The organism is Arthrobacter sp. MYb224 (assembly GCF_002975455.1).
Classification (GTDB): domain Bacteria; phylum Actinomycetota; class Actinomycetes; order Actinomycetales; family Micrococcaceae; genus Glutamicibacter.
The window spans coordinates 69,570-90,732 of the sequence record NZ_PCPU01000009.1; the positions used below are offsets into that span (position 1 = coordinate 69,570).

The following is a 21,163-nucleotide window of genomic DNA, read 5'->3' on the forward strand; positions in this document are numbered from 1 at the left end:
TTAAAAATCCTTAACTGGAAAGTGCGGGTGAGTTAGTCATCTGCACGTCCAGATAGCTCTCATTGAGCATGGGCGAAGAAGGATAGTAAGTGACATTCGGGTTGAAGGCCAACGCCGAAATCGGAAATACCAGTGGAACCAGCGGTAGATCGGTGTTCAGCGTGGCCAAAATGGCGGTCATGGCCGCGGTGCGTTCCTCTCCCGGGGGCAAGGAACGAGCTACCAGCACCTGTGAGTCAAGTAACTTGGAGGTGTATCCGAACTCATGCTCCTTGGTGTCGAGAATTCCGGAGATAAAGTCATCCTCCAGACGGTATCCACCGGAGAAGCCCAAGAGATGCATCCCGTTGAATTCCGTCGAACGCACCGTATCCACATATCCGTCGGTCCACGCAATGGGGCGTGGCTTGATCCGAATGCCTACCGCCGCTAGATCTTCGGCCAGTTGGGCGAAGGTGCGCTCGGGCAGCGGAAGGTAGTTTCGCGAGACCCGCAGCGGGTAGGCGAACTCGATGATTTCGCCCTTGTACTCGATGTCCGCCAGCAGCTGCTTGGCCTTATCGGAACTGTGGTTCAGCGTACCTTCCGGATCCGGGACACCGAAGGCCGGCGGCAGGATGCTCTGCGCGGACTTGGATCCCTGGAGGAAGAGATTGTCGGCTAGTCGCCCACGATTGACCGCGTGGGTGATGGCCATGCGGAATTCGGGCTTGGCCAGCCATTCGTTACGGTGGTCCAATCCGAGATACAACACCGAGAACGGGTCGCGCTGCACGACGACTTTCGCATTGCGAACCAAGGTGCGCATGATGTCGACCGAAACCATGTCGAAACCGTCGATTTCCTCCGCCATCAGCGCGCTTTCGCGGTTGTAGGGGGAGGGGATCGGGGAAACCACCACGGCTTCAGGATGGTTCGGGTTGTTGCTGAGCTTCGTTTTGTCCCAATAGTCGGCGAAGAGCTCCAGATTCACGGTGCCCTGGTCGTTGGACACGAACTTGTAGGGGCCGGTGCCGGAAGGCGCGGTGAGCAACGCTTCGCTCGGGTTGCTTTTCGGGCCTCCGGTAAGCGAATCCGGTGCGGCGATCGCCATCCCCGGCAGGGTGAGCGCTTCGATGAGCCCGGCACGGGGTCGGCGCAGCTTCAAGGTGAGAACGTATGGCTCGGTGGCCTCGACTCCGGCAAAATAGCTTGCGCTGCCGCCGAGGGATTTCCCGGTGAAAAGGTCCTGAGCGTAAATGGCCTTGAGTTTCTCCAGCTCGGCCAGGCGCTGGATCTCGGCCGCCTGCTGCTCCTCGGTGGCCGTGCTGTCCTTGTCCAGCTTGAGCTTCAGCTCCGCTTCGGTAGGCAGCTTGGGAATGTCTTTTTCGTGGTGGAAGACGTGCATGAAGCCTTGGCTGGAGCGCAGCTGCAGGTCCTTGGGCAGCTTGACCCAGCGGTTGAAGTTCGCCACGACGGCTGCGGCATTGAATTCGCTGCCGTCGTGGAAGCGCACCCCGCGCCGCAGGGTGAAGGTATAGCGCAGGCCGTCTTCGCTCTGGGTCCAGGCTTCGGCGAGACCGGCAATTGGGCTGCCGGTATTCGCGTCGATGGAGATCAGCGTCTCGTAGACCTGGCGGGTGATGCGGAAGGATTCGTTGTCATTGGCCAATGCGGGATCCAGCGACACCGGGGGAGCGGAAGCTGCCAGGCGCAGGGTACGCGGGATTGCAGGTTCACTTGTCGACGCACTGGCGGAGGCTACGCCTTCACCGGTCTTCGAAGTGCAGGAAGCCAGCGCCAGTGTTGTCGCAGCGAGCGATCCGGTGAGCAGCAAGCGTCGCGTCACGAGATGTTGTTGCTTCGAAGGCACAGTGGTGGCTCGACTTCCTCTTGATTGCTCTCGGTTCCCAGCCGCGGTGGACCGGCAGCTTTCGCGGCGGTAAACGGTCTGGGTATTTATCAAAGATAGCGCACGCCACTAGCGGCACCCCCAGTAATTCTCGGGGTGCCGCAAAGTGGGATCAAATTGTTAGCTAAAAAGCATTAACTAGTGATCTGGTGCACAGCGTTCTCGCCAAGTTCGCCTTTTGACCATGCCGGGAGCTGCTTTTTGAGCAGGCGCACCATCCGCGGGAAGAAGGCGGCGGTATTTCCGCCGTTATGCGGCAGGATCAACGCGTTCGGGCATTGCCACAGCGGGTGGTCCGCCGGCAGTGGTTCTGGTTCGAAAACATCCGAGGCTACCGACAGTCGCCCGGAGGCGACCTCGGCGACCAGCGCGTCGGTGTCAACCACCGGACCGCGGGCCACGTTGACTATCAATGCACCATCGGGAAGCTTGGCGAGCAACTCGGCGTCCACCAGATGGTGGGTGGAGTCGTTGAGCGGAACAATCAGAATCAGCACCTCGATTTCACCGGCATGGGCGGATAGCTGGTCAACGGAGAGAATCTCACCGTGCTCGTCGGTGCGGGCACGGGAACCGAAGCGCAACAAGTTCACTTCGAAGGGCTCCAAGCGTTTGCGGATTTCCTCGCCGATGCCGCCGACTCCGACAAGGCCCACCGTGCGGTCGGCCAAGCCGGGCCACTGCATGGGGTTCCATGCCCCTTCGCTCTGGTCGCGTACCGCCTGCGGGAAACCGCGCAGCGAAGCGATGGCTAGCCCCAGTGCCATCTCTGCGGTGGCTGAGGCGTGCACGCCGGCGGCCGTCGTGATATTTGCTCGGTCGCCAACGAGGTCAATCAGTCCGTCGTAGCCGGTGGTCTGCGTTTGTACGTGGCTGACGTTTGTTGCCCGATCGATATTGCGCAGGCTGTGCGGTGAGGCCATATAAGGGAAGATCGTTATGTCGATCTCCTCCAGGTTCGTGGAAGGCTCGTTGACCAAGTCCCAAATAACTGGCTTGAGATTGCTTGGCAACTCGCCGACAGCGTCGAGAAGTTCTTGGGTGGGAAAGGAAACCGTGCGTTGGGTGATCATGGGATCACTGTATAAAGCAGGCGATGCCCATGGAAATAACCCCAAGTCATCTGCTGTAACGAAGGTCACCGGCCGAAGGGTCCCTCTCGTTTTGCACTCTCGCCGAAAGCTGGTAAAGTTTTATCTCGTTGCGAAAGCGCGAAGCACAAAAAGCTTCTAGAACATCGCAGCGGGCGCCTCTAGCTCAATTGGCAGAGCAACTGACTCTTAATCAGTAGGTTTCGGGTTCAAGTCCCGAGGGGCGCACGGTGAAAAAGGTCGGACTTCGGTCCGGCCTTTTTGCGTACCCGGGATAAATTTTGCTCTTACCCAAATTATTCGCCCCACCGATGCACTGCACCGGATTCCCCTAACCACCGAATGCTTCTGTGCGTTGAACCTCGTGAGCAACGAACAGTTGGGCGTGCCCTATGCGCCGGAAAGCTTGCTGCGGGCTGGTGCGGCCAAGAGAAATTAAAGGTCATTGCTCAATTGAAATGGGTTGAACGCGTCCGCTGAGAGGCTGCCTGGACCCCGCTTGCAGAATATCGGTGCGGACCTTGGATCTTCAGCGGTCTAGCCATCTTCCACGGAGGCTTGGAAGCTCCAGGGCCGCTGGTGGTGCCTGTCCTCGGGTTGCCCTTCGCCCGGCGAGCCGGATCTGCAGCTGCTCGGCCGGAACATTGTTCGGCCGTGCCGAACGGCCATGCGGAGCCGTGCCATTTACGTTGCCAATTTGCTGAAATAACCTGAAATAGAAGCGAAAACATCGCTTCACAGGCAAAAACAGAAAGCAGCGTCATGGCTAAGGTCGTACTCGTTCTCTATCCCGATCCCGTGAAAGGTTTCCCAAACTTCCCTGACGATTATGCTCGCGATTCCCTTCCTGCGGTGCCGGACTATCCCAATGGGCAGACCCTGCCAAACCCAAAGGGCATCGACTTCACTCCCGGCGCCCTGTTGGGTTCGGTCACCGGCGAACTGGGGCTGCGCAAGTATCTGGAAGACAACGGGCACGAACTCGTAGTGACCAGCGACAAGGACGGAGAAGATTCGGTCTTCGAACGCGAGCTGGTCGATGCCGACATCATCATTTCGCAGCCATTCTGGCCGGCCTACCTCACCGCGGAGCGTCTGGCCAAGGCCAAGAACCTGAAGATCGCCGTGACTGCAGGCATCGGCAGTGACCATGTCGACCTGACCATGGCCAACGATCTGGGTATCACCGTTGCCGAGGTCACCTACAGCAACTCGCATTCGGTGGCCGAGCACACGGTCATGCAGGTTCTGGTGCTCGTGCGGGATTTCGTTCTCCAGCACAAGATTTCCGCGGACGGCGGATGGAATATCGCCGACGCGGTGGAGCGCTCCTATGATCTGGAGGGCATGGACGTAGGCATCTTCGCGGCCGGCCGCATCGGCCGCGCGGTGATCGAGCGGCTGGCGCCCTTTGGCGTGAAGCTGCACTACAACGACCGGTTCCGCCTTCCGGCCGAGTATGAGCAAAAGTACCACCTGCAGTTCCACGAGAGCATTAACGAGCTGGTCAAGCATGTTGACGTGCTCACCGTCCACGCCCCGCTGACCGATGAAACCACCGGTTTGCTCAACGACGATCTCTTGGGCACCATGCGGCGCGGTTCCTACATCGTCAATCCGGCGCGTGGGGCCATCGCCGAGGCCGATGCCATCGTTCGGGCCCTGGAGTCCGGCCGGCTCGCCGGATATGCGGGGGACGTCTGGGCCCCGCAGCCGGCTCCCGCGGATCATCCCTGGCGCACCATGGCGCATAACGCGATGACCACCCACACCTCGGGCACCTCGCTCTCCGCCCAGGCCAAATACGCCGCAGGGACCCGGGAAATCCTGGAATGCTTCTTCGAGGGCCGCGAGATCCGCCCCGAATACCTGATCGTCCAGGGCGGGGACTACGCCGGGACCGGCGCGCATTCCTCCGCCGAGCAGAGGTAGCTTCGGTTAGTGTATTCGGGCAAGGGCTTTGATACTTTGCGGGAGATTCGCTCAGGCCCCAATGCCTGCGCAGGCCGATGATGTGAAAGTGGGAGTCCATGCTTCTGACCCAGTTGGAGTACTTTGTCGCGCTGGCCCGGGAGAAGCATTTTGGACATGCTGCGGCGGCCTGCTTCGTCTCCCCGTCGGCGCTGTCCGAAGCGATCCGGAAGTTGGAAACCGAGCTGGGCGTTCCGCTCGTGACGCGCGGAAGGAACTTCGAGGGACTCACCACCGAAGGCCAGCAGGCGCTGATCTGGGCGCAGAAGATGGTGGCGAATCAGCATTCGATGCTGACCGAGCTCTCCGCGGCCCGCGGAAACCTCACCGCCCGCATTCGGGTTGGAGCCATCCCTGCTGGCGGTGCGCTGGCAGCTTCGGTTCTGTCCCAGCTGGGGCGGCAGCAGCATTCGGTCACGGCCACGCTTTCCACCGGATTGAGCAGTGAGCAGATCATGGCAAAATTGCGCCGCTTTGAACTCGAAGCCGGGGTGATTCTGCCCTCCGCTGCCGATGGGCCGGATATCTTGGCCGTGGCCATCAGCGAAATTTCCCATGTGGTGGTGGCGCCCCACGGAGTTTTTCCGGCCGAAACCAAGTACGTGACCGGCTCCATGCTCCGCGATGTCCCGTTGGCCTTGCTGTCTCCGGCGATGCGTGCCCGGCAGCAGCTGGATCTGCGATTTGCGGAGCATGGCATTGAATTGCGCCCGCGCTTTGACGTCGATTCCGTTGAGGCTCTGCTCAACCTCGTCGCCCAAGGCCCGTGGGTCACCGTGATTCCCGAATCAGCCATCACCAAGCATCCGCCGCAGGCAAATATTCGAGTTCTACCGCTCACCGAGCCGCATGTCGCAATTTCCTTGGCCGTAGTGCGACTGGCTCAAAAACCCGTTTCCGCGATTTCCCGAGCCCTCGACTCGGCGATTGGATCAGTGCTGCCCGCGATCTGACCCACTCGCTGCACGGGTCTCTCACCTTGAAAGGCCCGCTTATGAGGCACTCGACTCACCCGATACTCCGCCACCTGCAGCCGGCGATGGCCTGGAGGCATGTCCTCTGGGCATCGCTCGGCAGCTTCCTGGCCATCGCCGCCTTGTCCTGGGTGGGCAATAGCGTTGGATCACCGATTCTGATCGCAGCCTTCGGCTCTTCCTGCGTCCTGGTCTTTCTGCTGCCTTCCTCGCCCATGGCGCAACCGGTCAGCTTGGTCGGTGGCCACCTGGTCTCCGCATGCTGCGGATTGCTGGTCCGAACCTACTTGCCCTCCGCGTGGTGGAGCATCGCTTTGGCGGTGGGCTTGTCCATCGCAGCCATGGCGTTGCTGCGCGTGACCCATCCGCCGGCAGGGGGAAACCCCATTGGGATACTGCTCGCGAACGAAGGCTGGAGCTACCTAGTGGTTACGGTGCTGCTCGGCTCCTTGATCGTCGCGGTATGCGGCATGGTGTTCCGCGTGTTCCCGCTGGCGAAGAGTGAGTCCCGAGCCGAACCCGAGCAGCAAATCACCGAAGAAGAACTGGATCAACTCACGCGGTGAGCCATCGAGGGTGCCGTCAATGCCCCGTGACGGCAACCCTTGGCGCCGCCGAAAAGCCGCAACTGAATGGCAGGACGCCCCCTGTTGTGATCCATTGCACGGGCGAACTTTTAGTTAATTTTTGGAAATCCCGCTCGCCAGAATTCGCAAAAGCTCCACTGACTAGGCATTATTATTGATCCAGGGGTGCGGTTGGTCGATTTTCCTTTTTGGGTGCCTTCTGCCTATGATTATCTACGTCGCAACGACATGAACCGGAAACGGACTAGTCAGAGCGAAGTAAGCGCCTCTAGCTCAATTGGCAGAGCAACTGACTCTTAATCAGTAGGTTTCGGGTTCAAGTCCCGAGGGGCGCACAATGAGATCCGACCTGAACTATCAGGTCGGATTTTTTGTATATCCACGGAAAAGGGGTTCTACGAATGAGCAATGAAGCCACTACGCCAACTCGCTTGGCTGCGGGAGATCAGGCGCCAGACTTCACGTTGCGCGATGCCGAGGGCAATGAAGTGACCTTGTCCAGCTTCCGCGGCAAGAAAGCGATCGTGTACTTCTACCCGGCGGCGTCCACTCCTGGCTGCACGAAGCAGGCCTGCGATTTCCGCGACTCGATCCAGTCCCTGAAGGGTCTGGGCTACGAGGTTCTCGGAATCTCCCCGGACGGTGTTACCAAGCTGGCGAAGTTCGCCGCCAAGGAAGAGCTCAACTTCCCGCTGCTGGCCGACGAGGACCATGCGGTCGCCGAAGCCTATGGCGCCTGGGGCGAAAAGAAGAATTATGGCCGCACCTACGAGGGGCTGATTCGCTCGACCATTGTGGTCGACGAGCAGGGTCTGGTTTCCCTGGCGCAGTACAACGTTCGTGCCACCGGTCACGTAGCAAAGCTGCGTCGTGACTTGGGGATTGATCCCAAGTAGAAGCATGGTTCGCCGATTTTATATCTGCGAATTATTCCGCTAGACTAGTTGAGGTCGAGTTACCGGACTTCGAGCCAGGTGTAGCGCGAGCGAGTATGGCGGAATTGGTAGACGCGCTGGATTTAGGTTCCAGTGTCTTCGGACGTGAGAGTTCAAGTCTCTCTACTCGCACCAACCACACAAAACCTCCCGAACTAGCAAAGTTCGGGAGGTTTTGTGCATTCTGCAAGGTGGACGCTGGCGCGCGGAGCGGTGCCGTGGCTCGGATCCTGCTCGTTGCCGCGGGCCGGGGGAGTAGGCTTTGGAAGAGCAATCCTGCGATCGGGAATGCTGAAGGTGATTATTCAAGGGGTGGAATGTGGAGCGCGAAAAGCTGCCCACGATGTATAGCTTGGCGCAATCGGATCCGGAGCAAGCGCTCATACCCCGCGCTGGCATCCCGGCACAGGACCTCGCCCAGATCGAGCGCATCATGGCCGAACTGGGGCGGATGCGTGCGGTGGAGCGGCGCATCATGCATAGCGCGCAGAGCTTCATGAAGCTCAACGAAACGGATATGCGCGCCATTCGCCAGCTCATTTCCGCAAAGCATGCCGGGCAAGCGGTGACCCCAGGATTGCTCGCCCGCCATTTGGGGGTCACCACCGCCTCGGTGACCAAGATGATCGACCGGCTCGTGGCCGGCGGGCATGTGGTGCGCAAGGCGCACCCCACCGATCGGCGCTCCTGGCAGGTGGAAGTCAGCGAAGAAACGCATCTGGCCGCCCGCGAGCAGCTGGGGCGCCACCACGCCAAGCGATTCGACGTGGCCCTGGGGTTGAGCGCCGAAGATCGCGATGTGGTGATCCGCTTCCTCGCCGGCACCTCCGATGCCCTGCAGGACAGCCTCTACGGGGTCGAGCCCGAAGCATCCGAGTCCGGCCAGTAGCTCCCTAGGCCGGGGTGCTCTCGTTTTCGGCCTGCGTTATGATGCTGCGCAGCATCGAGGAGAAGATCAGGCCGTGGAACGGGTACACGGACCACCAATAGAGCCGTCCGGCGAGCCCGCGCGGGAAGAAGATGGCCCGTTGGGTCAGCCGCACCTTTCCTGCCTCCTGGTCGCTGAGCCGGAATTCCAGCCAGGCCCGTCCGGGCACGCGCATTTCGGCGCGCAGGCGCAGCAGCTGGCCCGGTTCCAGGGCTTCGACCCGCCACCAGTCCACCACGTCTCCCAGCGCCAGTTTTTCGCGTTGCCGCCGTCCGCGGCGCAGGCCCACCCCTCCGGCTAGCTTGTCCAGCAGCCCGCGGGCCTTCCAGAGCAGCGGGAAGGAGAAGTAGCCGGACTCTCCGCCAATGCGGCCAAGCACCGTGAACAGCCCGGCGGCGCTTGCCGCGCTGTCCTGGGTTCGCTCATCGACGTAGACCCGGTGCCCGGCCCACTCGGGGTCCGAAGGCAGCGGATCCGCGGGGGCCGAAACGGGGTGCGCCGTAGCCCAGTTGGTGTCCACCGAGTCGGTGCGGATTTTCTCCAGGGCCAGCGCGACCGCGCGTGGATAGTCCGTCAGCCCGCCTTCGGGGCGGTCTATCAGCTCATCGATGGCCCGGTTGCGCACCAGGCAATCGTGCTGCAGCGAATCAACCAGCGCGCCGGCGAGGGTATGCGGCAACGGAGTGACCAGATTAACCCAATGCGAGGCCAGCCGCGGCGTCAGCAGCGGAAGCGGTATCACCCACGGCTTGCGCAGTCCCGCCTGGACGGCGTAGCTGCGCATCAGCTCGGCGTAGCTGTAGGCAAGCGGGCCGCCAATGTCATAGGTCCCCCAGCTGCCGGCCGGCAGTTCCGCGCAGCGCGCCAGATAATGCAGGGCGTCGCGCACCGCGATGGGCTGGACCTTGTTCAGCACCCAGCGCGGCGCGGGCATCACCGGCAGCACGTCGCTCAAATGCCGGATCATTTCGAAGCTGGCGGAGCCCGAACCGATCACCAGGCCCGCCTGCAAGGTGAGCAAGGGGACCGGGCCGGATCCGAGGATCCGGCCCACCTTGGCCCGGGAGGCCAGATGGTCGCTGAGTTCGCCCTCGGGATGCAGCCCGGAGAGGTAGACCAGCTGTCCCACCGAAGCCTCGGTGGCCGCTTTCAGCATGCTGTGCGCGCACCGTTCCTCGGCGGCCATGAAATTCTTGGTGCTGGACATCGAATGCACCAGGTAATAGACCACGTCCGCTCCGGCGCAGAGCCGTGCGACCGCCGAGCCGTCCTCCAGGGTTCCGGAGACAACCTCTACCTGCTCGCGCCAGGGGACGTCGCGCAGCCGGTCGGCGCTGCGCGTGAGCACGCGCACCCGGTGCCCGCGTTCGAGCAGCAAGGGGACTAGCCGCCCGCCGATGTATCCGGTCGCGCCGGTGACCGCAATGGTGCTCATGGCTGGCTCAATTCTTCTCGGCCGCGCAAGCGCAGGGCGACTCCGGCCGCGCAGAGCAGCAGCAAGGCCGCGGCCGCCAGCGCCGAGTAGCCGACCAGTTCGGACTCATTGGACCCGGTGAGCCGGCTATGCCCAATCCAGGCAATGCCCCAAGCCATGGCCAGCGCCGTGTAGAGCTTTCCCCTGCAGTACCAGCAGACCGCCACCGCGATAATCACGGCAAGCGCCAGCATAACCAGTGCCGCAACCGGAGCCCATGCGGCGTTTTCTCCCACGCCCCAGGAGGAGAGCAGCGCCGAGACATTGGCAATGCTTGCCACGTTCACCCAGCCCAGATAGACGCCGAAGGTCAGCCACATGATCCAATGCTCGGCCCGCGAGCTGCTGGAGAAGCGCACCAGCCGGACCAGGATCCAGATCAGTACCAGCAGCAGCGCAAAAATCACCACGACGCTCAACGCCAGCAGGTCGAATTGCACCACCGCGATCCAGGCCGCGTTCAGCAGCGCGGAGGCCGCCACCGGCAGGCGCAGTGCCCTCAGGGTTTCCGAGCGCCGCCCCGCGGGCAAGGCCTGGTAGACGGCGAACACCGCAAGCCCCAGATAGATGAAGCTCCAGATGGAGAATGCCGGACCGGAAGGGGCCAGCAAGGTTGAATCGGCACCGAGGTAGCCGCCGGCAGCATCTTGGATGGAGGTGCCGCCCAGGGCGCCGCTGCCGATGAACGCCGCCGTGATCGCCGCGCCCAGAGCCGCGATTTCCAGAATCACCGTAGGCCAAGGGGCCATCGATGCGCTGTGTTGTGGTTCTTTCATGATCCGCTCCTCGCGGTTGGTGGGCCAAAGATCTTGAAACTGGAGTCGACAAATGAAGATACTTAAACCATGATGTATCTAGCGAAGCTAATAATCAACCTAGCGAGAGAAGTTCTTCATGGCTACCACCGCGGACCCCAGGTCCTCTAGCGTGCTGCGACTCATGCGCCAATTCCAGCATGCCTACGCGGCGGCCGAGGACGAATACCGCAGGGAACTGGGCCTGAACGACACGGATCTGCGGGCGTTGAACGCGCTGGGAGTCGATAAGCAACTCGGTCCCGGACAGCTTGGTGCCAAGCTTTCGGTCTCCACGGCGGGAATCACCTCCGTGCTGGACCGGCTCGAGGCCCATGGCTACATTCGCCGCCAGGACCATCCCCAGGACCGGCGCAAGAAGCTGATCTTGCAGGGAGCGAACTTTCCCGGCCTCCCGGAGCAAGCCGCGGGAAGCCTGCGCGGAATCTACCGGGCCTTCCGGGAACTGGACGAGCAGCAACAGCACACGGTGCTTGGCTTCCTGCATGAGGCCTGCCAAGCGTTGGAATCCGACACCGAAACCCACCTATGGAGCAAAGGGCCATGACCATCCACGCCACCTCACACACGGCACCTTCGAGCAAGGACCCCGGATTGCCCGGCTTTGCCGACACCCGGACACTGGCCGAAATCCGCCGGCATCTGGAAACCATCCTGGACCAGGCCAAGGCACGGGCCGGCGCCTATTCCCCGCACACCGCGCAGCTCTGGGAGGCGATCGCGCGCAGCGTGGAACACGGAAAACTCACCCGCCCGGCCCTGGTGTTCCTCGGATACCAGGCGTTCGCCGGGGCGGACCCGGGCCGCGCGAAGGATCTGGCCTGCGCCTTCGAGCTGCTGCATACCGCCCTGCTGATGCATGACGACGTGATCGACCGCGACTACATGCGCCGCGGCCGGCCGACCCTGTCGGCGCACTACCGCGACCAGGCGCTGGCCGCCGGACGGTGCGCGGCCGATGCCGAGCACCTCGGCAACAGCGCCGCGGTGATCGCCGGGGACCTGCTGCTGGCGGAGGCGATCAAGCTGGCCGCCCGCGCCGGGCACGGCCTGGACTGCGAGGCAGCCGTGGAGGAGGCCTTCCACCAGGCCATCGCGCAGGCCGGGGCCGGTGAGCTCGAAGACCTGCTCTACTCGCTGCTAGAAGAGCCGGCCACCACCGGGGAGGTCTTGCGCATGGAAGAGCTCAAAACCGCCGCCTATTCCTTCCAGCTTCCGCTGCAGGCCGGAGCCCTGCTCGCCGGAGCCAGCGCGCAGCAAGCCGCGCGGCTCGGCGCGGTGGGCTGCCAGCTGGGCATCGCCTACCAGGTGATCGACGACGTGCTGGGGACCTTCGGGGAGCCGGAGGCCACCGGAAAGCCCAACGACTCGGATCTGCGCGAAGCCAAGAGCACCATTCTGATCTCGCTGGCCAGCGAACAGGAGGGCTTCAGCTCGCTGCTGGCCTCCTACCGGACCGGGCACAGCGATATGGCCACCCTGCGCCACGCCCTGGAAGAATCCGGAGCCGAGCAGTTCGCCCGCAAACTCGCCAACGAGCTCTGCGCCTCCGCCACCCGTTCGGCCACCTTCCTGCGCCTGCCTGCTGCCGCGCAACGCATGCTGCACGAATGCACCGCCCTGATCCTCTCCCGGAGCAACTGAGCCATGGAACCCACAGATCTGGAGCGCTACGCGGACACCGCCCAGCGCAGCGCCCGCGTGGTGATCGGCTCCTACTCGACCTCCTTCTCGCTGGCCTGCAAAATGCTGGACCGGGACACGGCTAGGCATATCGCCAACATCTACGCCCTGGTCCGGCTGGCCGACGAGGTGGTCGACGGGGTAGCCCGCGAAGCCGGGCTGGATGCCCGGCAGGTCGCCGCCGCCCTGGAGGCGCTCGAAGCGGAAACCGAGCAGGGCCTGGACAGCGGGTACAGCACCAACCTGCTGGTGCACGCATTCTCCGCCACCGCCCGGGCCGCCGGCATCGGCACCGAGCTGACCCGCCCGTTCTTCGCCTCCATGCGCGCGGATTTGCTGCGCAGCGCGCACGACGCCGAATCCCTGGAGCAGTACATCTACGGATCGGCCGAGGTGGTGGGGCTGATGTGCCTGCAGGTGTTCCGTGCCATGCCCGGAAGCCAGCGAAGCCACACCCCGGAGGCCACCGCCGCCGCCCGGAGCCTGGGCGCGGCCTTCCAGAAGGTGAACTTCCTGCGCGATCTGGCCGCAGACAGCCAGCAGCTGGGACGCAGCTATTTCCCGGGCGACCCGGCGCAGGGTTTCTCCGAAGCGCAGAAATCCGCGCTGGTGGCCGAGATCTACGCCGACCTTGCCGTCGCCGAGCGCGGCATCGCGCTGCTTCCGCCCGGCGCGGCACGCGCGGTGCGCATGGCCCACGATCTGTTTGCCGAACTGAACCGGCAGCTCGAACGCACCGCGGCCAGCGAGCTGCTCACCCAGCGGATCTCCGTCTCGACCCCGCGCAAGGCCCTGATCGCGGCCAGGACCATGCTCGGCACTATTTCTTGGAGCAGCAAATGAGCACTTCTTCCTCCCGCGTCGTGGTGATCGGCGCCGGGTTCTCCGGGCTGGCCAGCGCCGGGCTGCTGGCCGCCAGCGGGCACCAGGTGACCGTGCTCGAGCAGCACCCCACCCTCGGCGGGCGTTCCGGACGCCTGCAACGCGGTGGGTTCCGCTTCGACACCGGTCCCTCGTGGTACCTGATGCCCGAGGTCTTCGAGCACTGGTTCAACTTGATGGGCTCGCGCGTGGAAGAGCACCTGGAGCTGCGCGAGCTGCCGGTGGGCTACCGGACCTTCTTCGAAGACGGCGCCGCGCCGGTGGACGTGGGCACCGGCGACGCGGTCCGGGAACTCTTCGAGGAGCTGGAGCCCGGATCCGGCGCGGCGCTGGATGAATACCTGGCCCAGGCCGGCACCAGCTACGCGCTGGCACTGAAGCATTTCCTCTATGACGACTTCCGCTCCTTGAAGGGACTGCTCAACCCTGGACTCGCGCGCCATGCGCGGAGCCTCGCGCCGCTGCTGGCCAGCAACCTGCAAAGCTACATAGCCAAGCGGTTCGGCAACCGGCAGCTGCGCCAGATCCTCGGCTACCCGGCCGTTTTCCTCGGCTCCAGCCCGCGGCGCACCCCGGCCCTGTACCAATTGATGAGCCACCTGGATCTGGTGGACGGAGTGAAATACCCGATGGGCGGATTCGCAGGCCTCGCGGACGCCATGGGCCAGCTGTCCATCTCCCGGGGCGCCACCGTGCACCTGGGCGCCACGGCGACGAAGATCGAAACCGGGAAGCGTCCCGGACCCGCGGTGGAAGCGGTGCGCTGGGTCGATGAGGAGGGCAACGTGCAGCGCACCGAAGCGGACTTCGTCATCGGCGCCGCGGATCTGCACCACCTGGAGGGCGAGCTGCTGGACCCGGAATTGCACAGCCACCCGGCGAAAAGCTGGAAGTCCAAGGACCCGGGCCCCAGTGCGGTGCTGCTCTGCCTGGGCATCTCCGGCCGGCTCCCGCAGCTGGAGCACCACAACCTGCTGTTCACCCGCGACTGGGATGATAATTTTGCCCGGATCCACGAAGGCCGCGAACTGGGCGAGCAGACGAGCATCTACGTCTGCAAGCCCAGCGCCACGGACCCGGGTGTGGCCCCGGAAGGCCATGAGAATCTGTTCATCCTCATTCCCGCGCCGGCGCTGCCCGAATGGGGCAGCGGGGGAGCCGATGGGCAAGGGGATCTCAGGGTGGAGCAGGTCGCGGACGCGGCCATCGACCAGCTGGCCGCCTGGGCACGGATCCCGGACCTGCGCGAGCGCGTGGTGGTGCGCCAGAGCATCGGACCGGCGGACTTCCTCACGCAATATGGCGCCTTCCGCGGTTCCGCCCTCGGCCTGGCCCACACCTTGGGGCAAAGCGCGATGCTGCGCCCTGGCAACCAGAGCAGCAAGGTGGCCGGGCTCTACTTCGCCGGCAGTTCGGTGCGCCCGGGGATCGGGGTGCCGATGTGCCTGATCAGCGGGGAGCTGGCCGCCAAGGCGGTAAACGGCATCGATACGCCCGGCGCCATCGACCAGGCGCAGTGGGCGCGATTGTGCGGAGCGGGCCAATGACCTATCTGCTGATCTTGCTCGGGCTCATCTTTTGCATGGGGCTGCTCGATGCGCGCTTCAGGCTCTTTGTCTTCGCCAAGCCCTTGGCCGCGCTGGCTAGCCTGGTGCTGGGGACTGCATTCTTCCTGCTCTGGGACGTGATCGCCATCGCCCAAGGCATCTTCCTGCACCTGGACTCGGCGCTGATGACCGGGATCATGGTGGCCGAGCAGCTTCCGCTCGAAGAGGTGTTTTTCCTGTTCTTCCTGTGCTATTCGACAATGATCGTGGTCAACGGGATTGCGCTGCTGCGCGAGCCGAAAGCCGCTGCGCGGCCACGCGGGGAAGGAGCGGGAAATGTTTCTTGAATTGGGCTTCTGGTTTGCGGCCCTCGCCGCGCTCGCCCTGATCGGTGCCCTGCTGTACCGGCGGATCAGGCCGGCCGCCGCGCTTCCGGAATTGGGGCTGGCACTGCTGATCATGGTGTTGCTCACCGCGATCTTCGACAACGTGATGATCGCGGCCGGCCTGTTCGACTACGGCGAGCAGACCTTGCTGGGAGTGCGCATTGGACGCGCCCCGCTTGAAGACTTCCTCTACCCGTTGTGCGCGGTACTGCTGATGCCCGCCCTGTGGTGGCTGCTTGGCGGGAAACCAACAGCACAGCACAAAAACCAGGGGAGCCGTAAATGATCCGCGCAATCCTCGCCACCTCCCGCCCCATCTCCTGGGTGAATACCGCCTACCCGTTTGCGGCCGCCTATCTGATCGCCGGGCAGCGCATCGATTGGCTGCTGGTGGTGGGAACGATCTTCTTCCTGTTCCCGTACAACTTGCTGATGTACGGGGTCAACGACGTCTTCGACTACGAGTCGGACCTGCGCAATCCGCGCAAGGGCGGCGTCGAGGGCGCGCTGCTGTCCAAGGATACGCACCGCAGGATCCTCTCCGCCTGCCTGGTCATTTCGCTTCCGTTCATCGCGGCATTGGCTATTGGCGGCACCGCACTGTCCAACGCGGTGCTGGCGGCCAGCGTGGCCGCGGTGCTGGCCTACAGCGCACCGCGCTTGCGCTTCAAGGAACGCCCGGGCCTGGACTCGCTGACCAGCGCGGTGCATTTTGTGTCCCCGGCGGTCTACGGCTGGGTACTGGCAGGCAGCGGATTGACCCTCACCCAGTGGTGCGTCTTCGGCGCGTTTTTGCTTTGGGGGATGGCAAGCCATGCCCTGGGCGCCATCCAGGACATCATCCCGGACCGGGCCGGTGCGCTGGGTTCGATTGCCACGGTGCTCGGCGCGCGGATCACGCTGTACCTGGTGCTGCTCGCCTATCTGCTGGCCGGGGCAGTGCTGCTGCTGGGCTTGTCCTGGCCTGCGGCCGGCGCGGCATTGCTGGCAGTTCCCTACGTGCTCAACGTGCTGCCGCATCTGGCAGTGAGCGATGCAAGTTCCGGGGCGGTGAACGCTGCGTGGAAGAGATTTCTCTGGATCAATTACCTCTGCGGCTTCCTGCTCACTATGCTGATTATTTACACCACCATGTTCGCGTAGCCCAGTAGGCAGAGAAGGAAGTACAACATTCTATGGACGTCATCTTGCTTTCCGAGGATGGCGAACCGATCGGTTCGTGCCCGAAGGAACTAGTGCACACGGAGAACACCCCGCTGCACCAAGCCTTTTCCTGCTACCTGTTCAACGCGCAAGGACAGCTGCTGGTGACCCGCCGCGCCCTGTCGAAGCTGACCTGGCCCGGGGTTTGGACCAACTCCTTCTGCGGCCACCCGATGCCCGGTGAGGAACTGGTAAACGCGGTGCGCCGGCACGCGGCCCATGAGCTCGGTGCGCAAATTGCCGACCTGCGGGTGGTGCTGGCGGAGTTCGCCTACCGCGCGGTGGATGCCAGCGGCATCGTGGAGAATGAACGCTGCCCGGTCTTCATCGCCACCCTGGAAAACGAGCTGGCGCCCAACCCGGAGGAGGTCATGGACTACCAGTGGGTCGAGGCGGACAAGCTGGAAGTCGCCGTGCAAGGCACCCCGTGGGCATTCAGCCCGTGGATGGGCTGGCAGCTGGCCGAATTCTCGCCGCGCCCCACTCCCTGAGTCCGCTCGTTTTCTCGATTCCCGGGCAGCGCGTTGATACCGAGGCAAGCCAGGCGTTTGGTAGGGCACTGTACCGTGGGTTGTATGGGGCGGTCCGTTGTGGCCTGTCCCACATAGAAAGAGAAAACGACGCATGGATTCGACAAAAGACCTTTCACTAGGTGTCATCGCAACTTCGCAGAAGACGGACGAACGGCGTCTGCCGATCCACCCGCTGCACTTTGAACGGATCGATGAGAACTTCCGAAAGCGGATGATCGTCGAGACCGGCTACGGTCTACCCTGTGGCATCGACGACGAACAACTCGCCCCGCTGGTCGGAAAAATCGCCACCCGAAGCGAGATCATGCAATCCGCAGACATTCTGCTCTTGCCCAAGCCGCAGCACGCGGATCTCGAAGAAATGCGTGTGGGGCAAACGCTGTGGGGCTGGCCGCACTGTGTCCAGGACGAAAAGCTCACGCAGCTGGCGGTGGACAAGAAACTGACGCTCATCGCCTTCGAAGCGATGAACCACTGGGGCAGCGACGGAAGCTTCGGGCTGCACGTCTTCCACAAGAACAACGAGATCGCCGGCTACGCCTCGGTGCTGCACGCCATGCAGCTGTGCGGGGTCACCGGAGACTACGGGCGCCGGCTCTCGGCGGTGGTCATCGGCTTCGGCGCTACCGCTCGCGGGGCGGTCACCGCACTGCGCGCCCATGGCATCAACGAGATCCAGGTGCTCACCTCCCGCGCCGTGGCGGCGGTAGCCTCGCCGATCCACGCGGTGACGATGGTGCAGTTCGAGCACGAAAGCGGGCCGCATCTGAGCGAAGTGATCACCGACGAAGGTAAGGTTCCCTTGGCTCCGTTCCTCGCCGAGAGCGACATCGTGGTCAATTGCACCCTGCAGGATCCGAATGCCCCGTTAATGTACCTGAGCACCGAGCAGCTGGATGCCTTTTATCCCGGAAGCATCATCGTTGATGTTTCCTGCGATGAAGGCATGGGTTTCGAGTGGGCGAAACCGACTTCCTTTGCCGAGCCGATGTTCAAGGTGGGGCCGAATATCAACTACTACGCGGTGGATCATTCACCCTCGTACCTGTGGAATTCGGCCAGCTGGGAAATCAGCCTGGGGCTGCTTCCGTTCCTCGAGGAGGTCATGGGCGGACCGGAGCAGTGGAAAGAAAACAAAACGATCATGCGCGCCATCGAGATCCAGGAGGGTGTGGTCAAGAATCCGGCCATCCTGGAGTTCCAGAAGCGCCACGCGCAGTATCCGCACGAGCTGGCGCGAAGCCAAGCATAGGCTTGGGGGATCGCTAGCCACTAACGGTAGCTAGCCATCGAATGTGCAATGCCCCTGCGCCAGCCGGATTCATCCGGCGCAGGGGCAAAACACATGCTCCTAGGCGATGCGCAGCGCGAAATGCGCAGAGAGTTGTTGCCGATTGCGCGTCCCGGTCTTTCGAAATAGCCGCGTAAGCCTCGCTTCGACCGCGCTGACTGATATGAACAACTCATCAGCGATGCCCTTGTTTGTTAGGCCTTGGCGAACCATCGAGACCAACTGGTTTTCTTCATGAGTCAGCAACTCCAGCTCGGGTTCGGACGTCGGTGCGTCGTCTACCTTTGACAGTAGTTTTACAACGCTATCGGCCCAACCTAGGGCACCAATATTGCGGTAAATTGTCTTGGCCGCGATGAACTGCTTCACCGCTTGGCTTTGGCGGCCCATGAAGTCCAAGCGCACACCATAGCAGTGGTGGATTCTTGCAAGTTCCAACAAACTGTCGCCAGGCTGCCAGGTTTCCAGCAACGATTGAAAGCGTGAGAGGGCCACTTCGCCGGGCAAGGCAATGGCTTGGGCACGACGCAGGAGCAACTTCGCCTGGCGGCTCTTCACCGACGCCATCAGAGATTGCGTTGCACGAAATTCATTGGCGGCCTGTTCGGGATGATTGGCCGAGGCTAGGGCCTCGATCAGGTTCACGCAGGTTTCCACATACTGGGTATTAACTATCTTCCGGTACGTGAGTTGCGTGTGCTGGAAATGCGTAGCGGCTTCGTCGAATCTGCCGCTCATCAGTGCATGGAGACCCGCCAATTCGGTGACTCTGCTGGCGTAAATCGAGGGGATCTCGTCATGGGCGTAAGGACGAAGCGAATCAAGGATAGGCATCGCCTTGTCCGCGCGGTTCTTCATGAGCCAGTACCAAGCATTAATAATTCGAGGCAACGGACGCATCAACCCTGCGTTAGCCGAAGAATTCCACCGTTCAACGGCTTTCAAACCACGGGGAACATCGTGGGCCTTGATTGCCAATTGTGCGTCGTAGAGCAAGCCCAGAGATTTATATAAAGGTACGCCATGCGCACCACTTAATAGTCGTGCCAAGGTGGCTCGCGCTTGCTCGTGCTGACCGAGCTCCGAGAGCGCCGATGCGACAGTCAAGTAGGTGATTTCATCCACTTCGCCTGGCTTCGCGCGGCTGATCACTTGCGATTCCGACAGGATTGGATCAAAGTTTTGGGTGTATGAGTCGTGCACCATCCGCGCCTGCAAAAATCGTGGTGTCCCGTCTGAATCCGCTTTGGTGAATAGCTCTTTGGCGCGGCGCAGATCCGCACCGGCATCTTCCAATTGGCCGTTCAAACAAAGCGCGAGAGCACTCATGCTCAGCAAGTTTCCGCACAATGCGTGATGTTCGCATTGATGTTCATCAACTGCGCTATAAATCCTTGATGTCGGAATGAAGGTTCCTTTAAGAGCCATCAGTTCCAACTCCAGGGTCATTAGTTTGAGCTTTTCACTGGAAGTCATTTCCAGCGTCAAGGTGTATTGGGTGTAGCGCTGTGCAATTCCAAGTTGACCGCTGCGCAGCAGCTGCAAGATGTAGGCGAGTAGTTCGGGAACAGGGTTCTCTTCCTCGAGCCGGACTAGCGCCCATTCAACGAATTCGATGGCAGCGTGGATTCTGCCTCGTTTGAGTAGCTCAATGGCGGCGATGATGAGTTCTCCGGACGGGGCCATCGAATCGTCAAGGTGGCTTTCGTGAAAGAGCTTCAGTGCCGGCGTCTCAGATATCTCGGCGACATGCTTATGCAGTTGGATCCGGTTCGGACAATCGGCGCTCCAGAACAAACGGCTGCGCATCAAAAGATCCGGAAGGCTTAGCATATCCTCGTGCAGTGAGACGATCCCGGCAGTGACTAGTTCGCGGAGGTCGAAGCTGGTTACCTCCGGCAGCTTCAAGGCGCTGGCATATGAGATCAGAGGACCAATAGCAATATAACGCAACGCGTTGATCTGCGCAGGAGTAAACTGCGCATGCAAGTCACTCATAGTCGCGCTGGATTCTTGCCTTGGACGATAGGGAATCGCCAGTGGCCAGTGGTTCTCCAATTGCGCATCTGTTAGCGACTTGACATGTTCGACAATGGTTCCAGGATTACCGTGAGCGAATTGTGCTAGCACTTCGGCCACGGAATCCTGAAGGTCGACGATGCAGTGGTCTTTGGCGACCTGCTTCAGGGTTGTAGGATCCATTCTGTCCAAGCTGTACCTCCGAAAGGCTTCGAAGGGCTCGGGAACGCGATCCGTGCTGATTGTCGTAATAAAGCTGACGCGATTTCCCTGCATGCGACTGGCGAGAAAACCGATAATTCGCTGACTGGCAGCATCCATTAAGTCTAAATCGTCAATGAGAAAAACCATTTCGGGTTCTACCTTCTCAACGAGCTCTTGGTGCAGGGCCATAGCAATTTGGTAGCAGTCCACCTGGGCATCTACTGCGTTGGGAAATAGCTCGGTGACTTTTGGCGATAGTTTGAGCGGGACGGCGCAAAGAAACGACAAAAGTCCAGACAACGGCCATGAGGTTTCATGCTTACTCGATCGAATTAACCGGTGCGGTTGACCGTTGAGTTGTTGCCCAATCTGCTCTAAAGTCCAGGACTTTCCCAATCCCGGCCCTCCGGAAATGATCGCCGCACGATCGCGATATCCGTGAGTAAACTTTCGAAGCTTGGCCAGAAGCTGTTGGCGATTACGCATGGCAACCCCTCGCAGATTGAGAAGTTGTCGAAAAAATGGTGCTCAGAGGCAGAAATAGCATGGATAGTACTCCCCAAAGTACAGTTGTTGCGCCATCAACTTTGCGAGTTGTAGCGGTAGTGAATGCACTACTCCCCAGTAGGCAATTCACAAACGACTTGATTTTATAGCTATTTCAAGAATATGACCTAAAAACAATTTGCGCAAAAACTATAGCTCACTTGTCCGTAATATTTTCCTTCCTTCTCGCTTTAATTTATTAG

Annotated in this window: 19 protein-coding genes and 3 tRNA genes; 17 read left to right on the forward strand and 5 right to left on the reverse strand. The window is 61.7% G+C overall.

The window, feature by feature from the left end; all coding sequences use genetic code 11:
- Positions 1-10 precede the first annotated feature (10 nt).
- Both CQ017_RS15285 and CQ017_RS15290 read right to left on the reverse strand, forming a co-directional pair.
- Positions 11-1,828, reverse strand: coding sequence for an ABC transporter substrate-binding protein (locus CQ017_RS15285; protein ID WP_181150565.1), 1,818 nt, complete (start codon positions 1,826-1,828; stop codon positions 11-13).
- Between the two features lie 197 nt (positions 1,829-2,025).
- Entirely contained in the window at positions 2,026-2,964 is a 939-nt protein-coding gene (locus tag CQ017_RS15290; protein WP_105554411.1) for a 2-hydroxyacid dehydrogenase, read from the reverse strand.
- Positions 2,965-3,137: 173 nt separating this feature from the next.
- Here CQ017_RS15290 and CQ017_RS15295 point away from each other — a divergent pair.
- The 8 genes from CQ017_RS15295 to CQ017_RS15330 all read left to right on the forward strand — a co-directional run bounded on the left by CQ017_RS15295 (position 3,138) and on the right by CQ017_RS15330 (position 8,338).
- Positions 3,138-3,210 (forward strand) — tRNA-Lys (locus CQ017_RS15295).
- A gap of 534 nt (positions 3,211-3,744) precedes the next feature.
- Positions 3,745-4,914 carry an NAD-dependent formate dehydrogenase gene (locus CQ017_RS15300; RefSeq protein ID WP_105554412.1) on the forward strand — a complete coding sequence of 390 codons (1,170 nt, stop codon included), beginning with the start codon at positions 3,745-3,747 and terminating at the stop codon, positions 4,912-4,914.
- A 98-nt stretch (positions 4,915-5,012) separates the two neighbouring features.
- On the forward strand, positions 5,013-5,906 hold the full coding sequence (locus CQ017_RS15305) for a LysR family transcriptional regulator (RefSeq protein WP_105554413.1): 894 nt from the start codon (positions 5,013-5,015) through the stop codon (positions 5,904-5,906).
- A gap of 41 nt (positions 5,907-5,947) precedes the next feature.
- Positions 5,948-6,493 carry an HPP family protein gene (locus CQ017_RS15310; protein WP_105554414.1) on the forward strand — a complete coding sequence of 182 codons (546 nt, stop codon included), beginning with the start codon at positions 5,948-5,950 and terminating at the stop codon, positions 6,491-6,493.
- A gap of 283 nt (positions 6,494-6,776) precedes the next feature.
- Positions 6,777-6,849: transfer RNA gene (locus CQ017_RS15315), tRNA-Lys, on the forward strand.
- Between the two features lie 66 nt (positions 6,850-6,915).
- On the forward strand, positions 6,916-7,410 hold the full coding sequence (gene bcp / locus CQ017_RS15320; RefSeq protein WP_105554415.1) for a thioredoxin-dependent thiol peroxidase: 495 nt from the start codon (positions 6,916-6,918) through the stop codon (positions 7,408-7,410).
- Between the two features lie 89 nt (positions 7,411-7,499).
- Positions 7,500-7,584 (forward strand) — tRNA-Leu (locus tag CQ017_RS15325).
- A 184-nt stretch (positions 7,585-7,768) separates the two neighbouring features.
- Positions 7,769-8,338 (forward strand): MarR family winged helix-turn-helix transcriptional regulator, encoded by a 570-nt coding sequence (locus CQ017_RS15330; RefSeq protein ID WP_105554416.1) that lies wholly within the window; start codon positions 7,769-7,771, stop codon positions 8,336-8,338.
- A gap of 4 nt (positions 8,339-8,342) precedes the next feature.
- Here CQ017_RS15330 and CQ017_RS15335 read toward each other — a convergent pair whose 3' ends face one another.
- Positions 8,343-9,812, reverse strand: a complete 1,470-nt coding sequence (locus tag CQ017_RS15335; protein WP_105554417.1) for an SDR family oxidoreductase — start codon at positions 9,810-9,812, stop codon at positions 8,343-8,345.
- The gene (locus tag CQ017_RS15340) at positions 9,809-10,627 is read right to left on the reverse strand and encodes a tryptophan-rich sensory protein (protein ID WP_258133741.1); all 819 of its coding nucleotides are present in this window, start codon (positions 10,625-10,627) and stop codon (positions 9,809-9,811) included. Before CQ017_RS15340 ends, CQ017_RS15335 begins: the two co-directional genes overlap by 4 nt.
- Positions 10,628-10,745: 118 nt before the next feature.
- Here CQ017_RS15340 and CQ017_RS15345 point away from each other — a divergent pair, with 118 nt between their 5' ends.
- From CQ017_RS15345 to CQ017_RS15385, 9 genes are all read left to right on the forward strand, one after another.
- The gene (locus CQ017_RS15345) at positions 10,746-11,213 is read left to right on the forward strand and encodes a MarR family winged helix-turn-helix transcriptional regulator (protein ID WP_105554418.1); all 468 of its coding nucleotides are present in this window, start codon (positions 10,746-10,748) and stop codon (positions 11,211-11,213) included.
- Positions 11,210-12,310 (forward strand): polyprenyl synthetase family protein, encoded by a 1,101-nt coding sequence (locus CQ017_RS15350; protein ID WP_105554419.1) that lies wholly within the window; start codon positions 11,210-11,212, stop codon positions 12,308-12,310. Before CQ017_RS15345 ends, CQ017_RS15350 begins: the two co-directional genes overlap by 4 nt.
- 3 nt (positions 12,311-12,313) lie before the next feature.
- Positions 12,314-13,192 (forward strand): squalene/phytoene synthase family protein, encoded by an 879-nt coding sequence (locus CQ017_RS15355; RefSeq protein WP_105554420.1) that lies wholly within the window; start codon positions 12,314-12,316, stop codon positions 13,190-13,192.
- A complete protein-coding gene (gene crtI, locus CQ017_RS15360) occupies positions 13,189-14,778 on the forward strand; it encodes a phytoene desaturase family protein (RefSeq protein WP_105554421.1) in 1,590 nt (529 codons plus the stop codon). The genes CQ017_RS15355 and crtI overlap by 4 nt, the downstream gene beginning before the upstream one ends.
- Positions 14,775-15,125, forward strand: coding sequence for a lycopene cyclase domain-containing protein (locus CQ017_RS15365; protein ID WP_105554422.1), 351 nt, complete (start codon positions 14,775-14,777; stop codon positions 15,123-15,125). The genes crtI and CQ017_RS15365 overlap by 4 nt, the downstream gene beginning before the upstream one ends.
- Positions 15,115-15,450, forward strand: a complete 336-nt coding sequence (locus CQ017_RS15370; RefSeq protein WP_105554423.1) for a lycopene cyclase domain-containing protein — start codon at positions 15,115-15,117, stop codon at positions 15,448-15,450. The genes CQ017_RS15365 and CQ017_RS15370 overlap by 11 nt, the downstream gene beginning before the upstream one ends.
- Positions 15,447-16,307: a prenyltransferase gene (locus tag CQ017_RS15375; RefSeq protein ID WP_105554424.1), complete on the forward strand. Its 861-nt coding sequence runs from the start codon at positions 15,447-15,449 to the stop codon at positions 16,305-16,307. Before CQ017_RS15370 ends, CQ017_RS15375 begins: the two co-directional genes overlap by 4 nt.
- Positions 16,308-16,339: 32 nt before the next feature.
- Positions 16,340-16,858, forward strand: coding sequence for an isopentenyl-diphosphate Delta-isomerase (idi, locus tag CQ017_RS15380; protein ID WP_105554425.1), 519 nt, complete (start codon positions 16,340-16,342; stop codon positions 16,856-16,858).
- Between the two features lie 133 nt (positions 16,859-16,991).
- Positions 16,992-18,152 carry a N(5)-(carboxyethyl)ornithine synthase gene (locus CQ017_RS15385; RefSeq protein ID WP_105554426.1) on the forward strand — a complete coding sequence of 387 codons (1,161 nt, stop codon included), beginning with the start codon at positions 16,992-16,994 and terminating at the stop codon, positions 18,150-18,152.
- 99 nt (positions 18,153-18,251) lie between these two features.
- On the opposite strand, the gene CQ017_RS15390 is transcribed toward CQ017_RS15385, so the two are convergent.
- Positions 18,252-20,900 carry a LuxR C-terminal-related transcriptional regulator gene (locus CQ017_RS15390; RefSeq protein WP_105554427.1) on the reverse strand — a complete coding sequence of 883 codons (2,649 nt, stop codon included), beginning with the start codon at positions 20,898-20,900 and terminating at the stop codon, positions 18,252-18,254.
- Between the last annotated feature and the right edge of the window lie 263 nt (positions 20,901-21,163).